This is a genomic window from Flavobacterium sp. IC2-16 (assembly GCF_055521455.1).
Window position 1 is genome coordinate 2,244,752 of record NZ_CM145480.1, and the last position, 11,965, is coordinate 2,256,716.

General features: G+C 34.3%; 10 protein-coding genes. 9 read left to right on the top strand and 1 reads right to left on the bottom strand.

The features are described from left to right. On the bottom strand, window positions 1-1,014 hold the full coding sequence (locus tag ACZ1JT_RS10310) for a DHH family phosphoesterase (RefSeq protein ID WP_465093739.1): 1,014 nt from the start codon (window positions 1,012-1,014) through the stop codon (window positions 1-3). A 93-nt stretch (window positions 1,015-1,107) separates the two neighbouring features. Between ACZ1JT_RS10310 and guaA the strand changes: the two genes are divergently transcribed. The 9 genes from guaA (at window position 1,108) to mnmA (ending at window position 11,956) form a co-directional block, all read left to right on the top strand. Continuing rightward, complete coding sequence (guaA, locus tag ACZ1JT_RS10315; protein WP_465093740.1) at window positions 1,108-2,637, top strand: glutamine-hydrolyzing GMP synthase; 1,530 nt, start codon at window positions 1,108-1,110, stop codon at window positions 2,635-2,637. 71 nt (window positions 2,638-2,708) lie between these two features. Further along, a complete protein-coding gene (locus ACZ1JT_RS10320) occupies window positions 2,709-4,664 on the top strand; it encodes a LysM peptidoglycan-binding domain-containing protein (RefSeq protein WP_465093741.1) in 1,956 nt (651 codons plus the stop codon). Continuing rightward, window positions 4,664-5,068: an OsmC family protein gene (locus tag ACZ1JT_RS10325; RefSeq protein WP_465093742.1), complete on the top strand. Its 405-nt coding sequence runs from the start codon at window positions 4,664-4,666 to the stop codon at window positions 5,066-5,068. Before ACZ1JT_RS10320 ends, ACZ1JT_RS10325 begins: the two co-directional genes overlap by 1 nt. A 1-nt stretch (window position 5,069) precedes the next feature. Next, a complete protein-coding gene (locus ACZ1JT_RS10330; RefSeq protein WP_465093743.1) occupies window positions 5,070-5,303 on the top strand; it encodes a DUF3820 family protein in 234 nt (77 codons plus the stop codon). A gap of 259 nt (window positions 5,304-5,562) precedes the next feature. Then, window positions 5,563-7,173 carry a CTP synthase gene (locus ACZ1JT_RS10335; protein ID WP_465093744.1) on the top strand — a complete coding sequence of 537 codons (1,611 nt, stop codon included), beginning with the start codon at window positions 5,563-5,565 and terminating at the stop codon, window positions 7,171-7,173. A 55-nt stretch (window positions 7,174-7,228) separates the two neighbouring features. Next, window positions 7,229-9,115 carry a membrane protein insertase YidC gene (gene yidC / locus ACZ1JT_RS10340; protein WP_465093745.1) on the top strand — a complete coding sequence of 629 codons (1,887 nt, stop codon included), beginning with the start codon at window positions 7,229-7,231 and terminating at the stop codon, window positions 9,113-9,115. Window positions 9,116-9,184: 69 nt separating this feature from the next. Continuing rightward, window positions 9,185-9,985: a pyrroline-5-carboxylate reductase gene (gene proC, locus ACZ1JT_RS10345; RefSeq protein WP_465093746.1), complete on the top strand. Its 801-nt coding sequence runs from the start codon at window positions 9,185-9,187 to the stop codon at window positions 9,983-9,985. 54 nt (window positions 9,986-10,039) lie between these two features. Then, entirely contained in the window at window positions 10,040-10,762 is a 723-nt protein-coding gene (locus ACZ1JT_RS10350) for a toxin-antitoxin system YwqK family antitoxin (RefSeq protein WP_465093747.1), read from the top strand. A 6-nt stretch (window positions 10,763-10,768) separates the two neighbouring features. Beyond that, window positions 10,769-11,956, top strand: a complete 1,188-nt coding sequence (mnmA, locus tag ACZ1JT_RS10355; protein ID WP_465093748.1) for a tRNA 2-thiouridine(34) synthase MnmA — start codon at window positions 10,769-10,771, stop codon at window positions 11,954-11,956. The last annotated feature ends 9 nt before the right edge of the window (window positions 11,957-11,965 follow it).

The window sequence follows — 11,965 nt, forward strand, 5'->3', positions numbered from 1 at the left end:
TTACGTGTTCTTTTCAGTTGCTAAAATAGCTATAAATTGCTTTAAGGTATCTTCCATATTGTTAAAAGATTTTCCTCCAGCCGCATTAATATGTCCGCCGCCATTAAAATGGTTTCTCGCAAATTGATTTACATCGAAAGCACCTTGTGAGCGGAACGATATTTTAATTATTCCTTCGTCTTTATTTTCGATAAAAATTGCGGTAAAGTCGTAGCCTTTTAATGATAAACCGTAGTTCACAATTCCTTCAGTATCTCCTTTTTCATAACCAAATGAATCAAGTTCATCTTGTGTTAGGGTAATATACGATGTTTTGTATTGCGGAAGTAACTTCATATTTTGGAGCGCTCTTCCTAATAGTTGCAAACGATTGTACGAACTTGTATCGAAAAGTAAATTGTGAATTTTTGAGTTTTCAACACCTCGTTCAAGTAAATCGGCAACAACTCTATGGGTTGTGCTTGTGGTTAAAGGAAAGCGAAAAGAGCCGGAATCGGTAACTATACCGGTATAAATACAAGTAGCTGTTATTTTGTCAATGTACTTTTCCAGATTGAGCTGATGAATAAAATGATAAACCATTTCACAGGTTGATCCCATTTTTGTATCCGAATAGGTAAATTTTGCGTACGAATCGGGTAATTGATGATGATCAATCATCACAAAAGTTGTGGAAACATTTTCCAGCGCTTTCTGCATTTGTTCTCCAACACGATGAACTGCATTGAAGTCTAAAGTAAAAATAAGTTCCGATTCATTAATCCGGTTGGTACAATGATGAATATCTTTTTCAAAAATTAAAACCTTTTCCGAATTGGGTAACCAGGCTAAAAATTCTGGAAATTCGTTTGGTGAGATAACCACAACATCATGTTGAAGTTGGGAAAGAATTTGGTATAACCCTAATGTTGAGCCCATTGCATCTCCATCTGGATTGCGATGTGGTACAATAGTTATTTTTTTTGGAGTTGCTAAAAGTTCTTTCAGCGCATCAATTTCATTGGTTTTCATCATATTGCGAAATTACATTTTTTGTTGAAAAATTCCACGACTTAAATCTTTCATTTTTTTAATTTTTGAATTTTCAAGAAATGTCTATTTTTGCACATGCAACACAACGTACTTATTTTAGATTTCGGATCGCAATACACTCAGTTGATTGCGCGCCGTGTTCGCGAATTAAACATATTCTGCGAAATTTTTCCTTTTAACAATGTTCCAACCGATTTATCGAGTTACAAAGCAGTAATTCTTTCAGGTAGCCCGTTTTCAGTTCGAGCTGAAGATGCTCCACATCCAGATTTATCTCAAATTAGAGGTAAAATGCCTTTATTGGCGGTATGTTATGGAGCGCAGTATTTAGCGCATTTTAGTGGCGGTGAAGTAGCTCCATCTAACATTAGAGAATATGGAAGAGCAAATTTGTCATTTATAAAAGATGATGAAGTCTTTTTTGATGAAGTAGCACTAAACAGCCAGGTTTGGATGAGTCATAGTGATACAATCAAACAATTGCCTTCTGGAGGTGTTCGTTTAGCTTCTACTAAAGATGTAGAAAATGCAGCGTATCGAATTGACGGCGAAACTACTTATGCTATCCAGTTTCATCCAGAAGTATATCATTCAACAGATGGTAAACAGATGTTGGAGAACTTTTTAGTTAAAATTGCCGAGGTTCCTCAAAATTTTACACCTAATGCCTTTGTTGAGGAAATTGTTCAAGAAATGAAGGATAAAATCCAAGACGAAAAAGTTGTTTTAGGACTTTCTGGAGGTGTAGATTCTACAGTAGCTGCAGTTTTATTGAATAAAGCAATTGGAGAAAATTTATATTGCATCTTTGTAAACAATGGTTTATTGCGTAAAAATGAATTTGAAAGCGTTTTGGATCAGTATAAAGGAATGGGCTTAAATGTTAAAGGTGTTGATGCTTCGGCACGCTTTTTGACTGAATTAGCTGGTGTAGATGATCCAGAAACAAAACGAAAGATCATTGGTCGCGTGTTCATTGAAGTTTTTGACGACGAAGCTCATAAAATTGAAGATGTGAAATTTTTAGCTCAAGGGACTATTTATCCGGATGTTATTGAGTCTGTTTCGGTAAAAGGCCCTTCAGCAACAATCAAATCACATCACAATGTAGGTGGATTGCCGGATTTTATGAAACTGCAAATTGTTGAGCCATTGCGAATGTTATTTAAAGATGAAGTTCGTAGAGTAGGTAAAACTTTAGGTATTGACGACGAATTATTAGGTCGTCATCCGTTTCCAGGTCCAGGATTGTCTATTCGAATTTTAGGAGATATTACACCAGAAAAGGTTCGTATTCTTCAAGACGTAGATGCTATTTTTATTAACGGATTAAAAGAGCATGGTTTGTACAACAAAGTATGGCAAGCAGGTGCAATTTTACTGCCGGTTAATAGTGTAGGTGTAATGGGTGATGAAAGAACTTACGAAAAAGTTGTAGCATTACGTGCCGTAGAATCTACAGATGGTATGACTGCCGATTGGGTACATTTACCGTATGATTTCTTAATGAAAATTTCGAATGAAATTATTAATAAGGTGAAAGGAGTGAATCGAGTAGTGTACGATATTAGCTCGAAACCACCCGCCACTATTGAATGGGAATAAAATATTAAGAAAATTATGAATAAGTCGTTACAATGGTTAAATTTGTAACGACTTGTTTATTTAAAAGTAACATGATGAAGCATTTTTTTATTGGATTTTGTGCGACTTTATTAATGTCGGTGTCTGCCTATGCGCAAACCAAAAATTATAAAGAACATAAGGTCGCAAAAGGGGAGACAGCATACTCTATTGCTAAAAAATATAGTATATCTCCTGAAGATATTTACAGACTAAATCCTGAAGCCAAAAACGGCATCAATGAAAATGCTATTTTGTTAATTCCAACAAATGTAGGTCAGCCAACTAAAAACAGTACAAATACTGTTGTGAAAACTGGTGGCAATGAAGTTCGTGTGTACCATACTGTAGAACCCAAAGAAACATTGTACAGTATTGCCAAAAAATACGATACTACCGTAGAATCTATTAATGCAAATAATCCTGATGTTGTTAGAGACGGACTTCGTGTAGGTCAAACAGTGACGGTTTTTACTAAAAAAGGAAATGCTCAAACCATAACTCAAGTTAAAACTACGGCATCAAAAACTCCAAAATACCATTTGGTTGAACCAAAAGAAACAAAATTCGGTATTGCTAAAAAATATAGCTTAACGGTAAATGATTTGGAAGATTTAAATCCGGAAATTAAAGATGGATTACAAATCGGACAAAGTTTACGTCTAAATAAAAATACGCCGGTAGCTACAATTACTCCAGCTGTTAAAGAAGAAGTAAAAGGAACTAGCCAAAGTTTCGGATATATGGATTACACCGTACAACCTAAGGAAACTTTATATAGTTTGTCTAAATCGGCAAGTCTTTCTCAAGATGAATTATTAAAATTAAATCCAGAATTGGCTAATGGTGTAAAAACGGGTATGACAATTAGAATGCCTGCTAATTCTCAGTTTAATCAGATTGTTCAAAATAAAGAATATGTAGATTTATCCTCTAAAGTAGATAAAAAACAAAGCAAAGAATTGGTAATGTTTTTGCCTTTTAATATGGAACGAATCGAATCTGATTCAGCGCGATCAGTTCAAGAACGCTTGAAAAAAGATAAATTTCTAAACATGACTTTAGATTTTTATGCAGGTGCTTTAATGGCAATCGATTCGGCTAAAACTTTAGGTTTCCCATTAAAGGTTAAAATTTTGGACTCCGAAGAATCTAAAAACTCATCGGCCGTAGCTACTTTAATTACAAAAAATGATTTTTCTAATACAGAGGCTATTATAGGTCCGTTTTTTCAAAATCATGTAGAAACTGCTGCTGCTTTATTAGAAAAATACAATACGCCAATTATTTCGCCGCTATCTAATGAGCGTGGTAAACCGTATACCAATTTATTTCAAGCCATGCCAAATACTATTGATGTGAAACGTAAAATGTTCGATTTCATGCAAAGTAAAGGCGGGAATATTATTGCCATCATTGATCCTAAAAAAGGTAGCGTTAGACAATATATTACTGAAAACTATCCTACAGTAAAAATTGCCGAAATCAATGATAAAGGAGTTCCAACCATTGAAAATATTAAAAGTTTAATGGAAGCTGGAAAAACCAACTATGTGATTTTGGAAAGTGAGCGAACTGGACTTGTGTTAAGTTCATGTAATGTGCTGGCTACTGCTATGGCGGATTTTGATGTACAATTGGTAACGTTGGAGAAAAACGAAACTTTAGATTTTGAAGAAATTCCTTTAAGTAAGTTAACCAAGTTGAAATTATTGTATCCTTCAGTTTCTAGAGATAACGAAACGCCAGAAGCCGATATCTTTTCTAAAGTTTTCAAAAAGAAAAATAATATTTATCCTAACCGATTTGCAACCAGAGGTTTCGATGTAACTTTCGATGTGATTTTACGCATGTTCCAAGAAGGTGGATTTAAAGAATCGGTTAATGAAAATGCATCAGAACAAATTGAGAGTAAATTCAACTATGTTAACATAGGTGGTGGATATTACAATAAAGGTGTTTATTTATTGTATTATGATGAAGATTTAACCTTAAAAGAAGCAAAATAATGCCAACATCTAAGGTAACATATATAGGCGATTTACGTACATCGTCTGTTCATTTGCAATCAGGTAATACAATTATTACCGATGCACCTACAGATAATCATGGTAAAGGGGAAGCTTTTTCTCCAACCGATTCTGTTGCCAATGCTTTAGCTACTTGTATGCTTACGGTTATGGGAATTAAAGCTAGAGATTTAGAAGTGGATTTTATTGGGTCTACTGCAGAAGTGACTAAAATTATGGGTACAGATCCCAGACGTATTACCGAAATACATATCGTATTTGCCATGAATTTATCTGCCGATGAAAAGACAAAAACTATACTAGAAAGAACAGCAATGACTTGTCCTGTTTTTTACAGTTTACATCCAGATATTAAAAAAGAAATCACATTTAATTGGAAGTAAATTGAATACACAACAGGAACTTTTAATTAAACTCGCACATACTAAAATGCCCTTCGGAAAATACGAAGGGTATTTTCTTATTGACCTACCTGAATATTATGTGGTTTGGTATCATAATAAAGGATTTCCAAAAGGGCAATTGGGCGAACAACTTCAATTGGTATACGAGCTTAAACTCAATGGTCTTGAAGAACTCGTGAGAAATATCAGACGAAACTTTCCGAAACCGAGGTAGCTTTCTTAGGTCGCTTTGATAGTTAGATTCTTTAGAACATACTGGGATTTTAGATTTTATATATTGTAAATCTTTAATGAAATCAGATTTTTAGGAGTCTAAGAAAGTCTAAAAGGTCTAAGTAGTTTAATAATCTAAGAGGATTAGTTAATAATTAGTTATTTTATACAAATCTAATTATCTAACAATCTAATAATCGAATTATAATCGTATTTTTGCCTCGTTTTTTTAAGCAACAACACAACATAAGCATAACACAATGAATCAAACAAAGTATATTTTTGTTACTGGAGGTGTGACCTCTTCTTTAGGAAAAGGTATTATTGCAGCTTCTTTAGCAAAATTATTGCAAGCTAGAGGGTACAGAACGACAATTCAAAAATTTGACCCGTATATTAATGTAGATCCGGGTACATTAAATCCTTATGAACACGGGGAATGTTATGTAACAGATGATGGCGCGGAAACCGATTTGGATTTAGGTCATTACGAAAGATTTCTAAATGTACCTACGTCACAAGCAAATAATGTTACTACAGGGCGTGTTTATCTTTCCGTAATCGAAAAAGAACGTCGCGGAGAATTTTTAGGAAAAACAGTTCAGGTCGTTCCTCATATTACCAACGAAATCAAGGAACGTATGCAGTTACTTGGTAAATCAGGTGATTTTGATATTGTTATTACTGAAATTGGAGGAACAGTCGGAGATATCGAATCGTTGCCTTATATCGAATCGGTTCGTCAATTGGTATGGGAATTAGGTGAAAATAATGGTATTGTTATTCACTTAACATTAGTACCATATTTAGCTGCTGCGGGCGAATTAAAGACGAAGCCAACACAGCACTCTGTAAAAACATTAATGGAAAGCGGAATTAAAGCTGATATTTTGGTTTGTCGTACAGAACATGAATTATCTCAAGATTTACGTCAGAAGTTAGCATTGTTTTGTAATGTTAAGAAAGAAGCGGTTATTCAGTCTATAGACGCCTCAACAATATACGATGTTCCTAATTTGATGTTGGAAGAAGGGCTTGATAAAGTAGCTTTAAAAAGTTTGGACCTACCTGAAAAAAATTCACCCGATTTATCACAATGGAATGAGTTTCTTCATAAACTGAAAAATCCAAAACACGAAGTTAATATAGGATTGGTTGGTAAGTATGTAGAATTGCAAGATTCATATAAATCAATTTTAGAAGCTTTTATTCATGCAGGTGCTGCCAATGAAACAAAAGTTAATGTAGTTAGCATTCATTCGGAGCATTTAGATGCCAAAACGGCAGAAAATCAATTAAAAGGGCTGGATGGCATATTAGTTGCTCCAGGATTTGGCGAGCGCGGAATTGAGGGTAAAATCCAAACTGTTCGTTATGCTCGCGAAAACAATATTCCATTTTTCGGAATTTGTTTAGGAATGCAAATGGCTGTTATTGAATATTCAAGAAATGTTTTAGGATATGCCGATGCCAATTCAATAGAAATGAATGAAAGTACTGCTCATCCGGTTATTAGTTTAATGGAAGAGCAAAAAAATATTACCGATAAAGGTGGAACTATGCGTTTAGGGGCTTGGAAATGTCAGTTGAAAGACAATTCTTTAGCGCATAAAATTTATGGTAAAACCGATATCTTAGAGCGTCACCGTCATCGTTATGAATTTAATGGCGATTATTTGAATGCTCTAGAAAATGCAGGATTAAAAGCAACAGGGATCAATCCAGACACTGGTTTAGTTGAAGTGGTAGAGTTAGAGAACCATCCGTTTTTTATTGGGGTTCAATACCATCCCGAATACAAGAGTACGGTAGCTAATCCGCATCCTATATTTGTTAGCTTTGTTGCTGCGGCAGTAAAAAACAAAAAATAAATAGAGAATAAATAGCCAATTTTAAAGAAAAATATTTGGCTTAAAGCAATTAATAATGGAAGAAAAAAAGTTAGACGGTAAAACGATTTTAGGATTTGTTTTGATTTTCGGATTAATGGTTTGGATGATGTTCAACAACATGTCTGAAGAAAAAAAATCAATTGAAGCTGATGCTAAAAAGGCAGAAACCGAAAAAGTTGAACAAGCCAAACGAATTGAAGTTCAAAATGCTGTTGCGGCAGTTTCCGATTCAACAAAAGCTAAAGAACTTGAAGGTGTTCTTGGGAAATTTGCATATTCTGCTTCTTTGCCTTCAGCTAAAGATTCTTTTTCTGAATTGAAAAATGAGCTTTTAACTATTAAAATTGCAAACCGAGGAGGTTATATTTCTAATCTTGTTGTAAATAACTTCGAACAGTTTCACAAAGGGTCTAAAAAACCAATCGAACTTATTAAAGCTAATAATGCCGACTTAAATTTACAGTTTCTAACGGCAGATAATCGTATTTTAAATACGAAAGACATGTATTTTGAGCCTACTTTAAGCAAAGAAGGTGAAAATCAGGTTTTAACAATGCGTTTAAAAGCTTCCGAAAATCAGTTTCTAGAATATCGTTATGTGTTAAAACCAAACGATTATATGTTAGATTTTACAGTTCGCTCTCAAGGTTTATTAAGTGTTGTAAATACAGCCAAACCAGTTGAGTTGGATTGGAATTTAAAAACCTACCGAACCGAGAAAAGTGTTTCGTATGAAAATCGCTATACCGATTTACGTTATGAATATGAAGGTGGTAAAGATAATAGTCTAAGTGCTGCAAGTAAATTAGATGAAAAAACGGTTGAAGATTTAACGTATGTGGCGTTTAAGCAAGATTTTTTTACTTCTATTTTATTAACAGAAACACCTATTAAAACAGCTCAATTAAAATCGGAGAACTTAGTTCATGATGAAGCTATCGATACAGTATTCACCAAAAAATTTGAAGCTAAATTACCATTGGCTTTTAAAGGTGGAGAACTGACTTATAACATGAATTGGTACTACGGGCCGGCAGATTATAAAATCTTAAATGCTTACGATAAAAATCTTGATGAAGTAATGCCTTTAGGATGGGGGATTTTTGGTTGGATTAACCGTTATGTTTTCATTCCATCGTACACGTTTTTAAGCGGATTTATTCCTCATGGTATTGCGATTATCATTTTCACGATTTTAGTGCGTTTGTTCATGTCGCCAGTTACATATAAATCGTATTTGTCACAAGCAAAAATGAAAGTGTTACGTCCTGAGATTTCAGAAATAAATGCAAAGTTTTCAAAGGATCCAATGAAGAAACAACAAGAAACAATGAAGTTGTATTCGAAAGCTGGTGTTAGCCCAATGGCGGGATGTTTACCGGCTTTAGCACAAATTCCAATATTTTACTCGTTGTTTCAATTCTTCCCGTCAATGTTCGATTTGAGACAAAAAAGTTTCTTATGGGCAGACGATTTGTCATCATACGATGCCGTTTTGAAATTGCCTTTCCGTATTCCATTTTATGGTGATCACGTGAGTTTGTTTCCAATTTTAGCCTCTGTTGCTATTTTCTTCTACATGAGAATGACAACTGGTGATCAGGCTATGAGTGCACCACCACAAGAAGGTATGCCGGATATGGGGAAAATCATGAAAGTTATGATTTATATTTCGCCAATCATGATGTTGTTCTTCTTTAATAATTATGCTTCAGGATTAAGTTTGTACTACTTCATTTCCAATGCAATTACTATCGGAATTATGTTGGTAATCAAGAATTACATTATTGATGATAAAAAGATTCACGCTCAAATCCAGGAGAATAAAACAAAAGATAAACCGCAAAGCAAGTTCCAACGTAAAATGCAGGAAATGATGGAACAAGCTGAAGCGCAAAAAAACGCGAATCAAAAGAAGTAATTCTTAATTAATAATACTTAAACCCTGCATTAGAAAACAACTTAAGCAGGGTTTTTTATTTATGGTTCTATGAAAATAGTTATTTTAGGATACGGAAATATGGGTAAAACCTATGCAGGTAGTTTTATTCATTCGAGATTTATTAAAGCAGATGATATTTTTGTTTTAAGTAGAAATTGTAGTGTTGATAAAGATGCTTTCGGAATTCCCGAGAGTAATTTTACTATCGAACCAAACACTTCTATATCCGAGGCAGACATTGTTATCTTAGCAGTTAAACCTCAGGATTTTAAGCAACTGTCAAATACTTTGAACGGATATTTATCAGACCGTCAAATAATTTTATCTGTGATGGCAGGGGTAACCATTGCAACTATTCAGGACTACTTGAGATGTTCTAAAATTGTGCGTTCCATGCCAAATATTGCTACACAAATAGGAATGGGAATGACTGTATTTTCTGCATCATCAAATATTGATAGAAAAGAGCTTTTTATTGTTCAAAATCTCATCAATACAACAGGGAAATCAGTTTATGTTGAAGATGAAAAGCTCATAGATGCTGCAACAGCTGTTTCGGGAAGTGGCCCAGCTTATGTATTCTATTTTATGAAATCGATGATTGATTCGGCTATTGAACTTGGTTTTTCATTATCGGAAGCAGAATTATTAGTGAATCAAACATTCATTGGTGCAATAAATCTGCAAAATGGTAGTTCTTTGTCCAACGAAGAATGGATTGCAAAAGTGGCTTCTAAAGGTGGAACTACCGAGAGAGCTTTGGAAGTTTTTCAAAATTCGTCTACAAACAAAGTTATTGGAAATGCTGTTTTGGCGGCTAATGATAGAGCATTAGAATTAGGTTTGTAATTTTGGAACAATAATTGAAGAATAAAATTTAATTTTGAGAAATAATTTTTGACTATGAAAAAAATATTCGGACTGTTTTTCTTGTTGCTTTCTTTTATGGCATCTGCCCAAGAAGTTAACAAATTTGATGAAAATGGAAAACGTCATGGTGTGTGGAAAGGGGTATACGAGGACACCAAAAATCCTAGATATGAAGGAACTTTCGATCACGGTAAAGAAGTAGGTGTTTTTAAATATTTCGACAATACCAAAAAATTAGTAGTAATTGCAACCCGCGATTTTTCTGCAAACGACGGTTCGCATTATACCGTATTTTACAATCAAAAAGGGTTTAAAGTTAGCGAAGGAAAAGTGGTTGGAAAAGATACGTATGTTGGAGAGTGGAAATATTACCATTTGGATTCTCCAAAAATAATGACGTTAGAAAATTACGTAAACGGTAAGTTAAATGGTGTCCGAAAGGTGTTTTACAATAGCGATAAAATTGCTGAAGAAACGACTTATGTTAATGGTGTAAAAAATGGAGTGTATAAGAGTTACGCCGAAAATGGAGTGCTTTTAGAAGAATCTATTTATAAAAATGATGAATACGACGGTTTGGCTACTTTTAAAAATGCCGAAGGTCAAATTCAAGGTCAAGGCATGTTCAAAAAAGGAAAAAAAGTTGGCATGTGGAAGATGATGGAAAAAGGAAAACTTAAAAATGTTAACATGAACCTTCAAGGTAAAAAATTCGAAAAAAGAAAAAAACCAATTGAAGATTACCAAGGAAAATAAGTATTGATGAAACGAGTAGTAGTAGGACTTTCCGGTGGAGTAGATTCCAGTGTTGCAGCGTATCTTTTAAAAGAGCAAGGTTATGAGGTAATCGGACTTTTTATGAAGAATTGGCATGACGATTCTGTAACTATTTCAAACGAATGTCCTTGGTTGGAAGATAGTAATGATGCGCTTTTGGTTGCTGAAAAGTTGGGTATTCCCTTTCAAACAGTCGACTTAAGCGAGCAATATAAAGAACGTATCGTCGATTATATGTTCAAAGAATATGAAAACGGAAGAACGCCCAATCCCGATGTTTTATGCAATCGCGAAATTAAGTTCGATGTTTTCATGAAAATCGCCTTAAGTCTTGGTGCCGATTATGTGGCAACAGGACATTATTGTCGTAAAGGAACTATAGAAAAAGAAGGAAAAGAAGTTTATCAATTGTTAGCAGGTATTGATGGAAACAAAGATCAATCGTATTTTCTTTGTCAGCTATCTCAAGAACAATTAGCCAAAGCTTTATTCCCGATTGGAGCATTAACCAAGCCTCAGGTTCGTGAAATTGCTGCAAAAATGGAATTGGTAACTGCCGAGAAAAAAGATTCGCAAGGATTATGTTTTATTGGAAAAGTTCGTTTGCCAGAATTTTTACAACAGCAATTACAACCTAAAGAAGGTAATATTTACGAGATTACTTCGGATAATTCAATTTACACTAACGAAACACCAAAATTTAATTCGCTAGAAGAAGAATTGTCATTTGCAGCTCAAAACAAAGAATATGCTCCCGAAATGGGAAAAATGGTTGGAAAACATCAAGGAGCTCATTATTTTACCATAGGCCAACGTAAAGGATTAAATGTAGGAGGAACAAAAGAACCTCTTTTTATCATTGCAACCGATGTTAAAACCAATGCCATTTATACCGGACAAGGATCTAATCATCCCGGGTTGTTTAAAAAAGCATTACGAGTAAAAAGCAACGAAATTCACTGGATTCGTGAAGATTTACGTTTAAATCCTGGTGAGCAAATGGAGGTAATGGCCAGAATTCGTTACCGTCAAGCATTGCAAAAAGCTAAATTGTATCAGTTTGCATCCGATTTATATGTAGTATTCGACGAACCTCAATCTGCAATAACCGAAGGGCAATTTGTATCTTGGCATATTGATGATGAATTAGTTGGTTCGGGAGTAATTTCATAAATTAGCGTT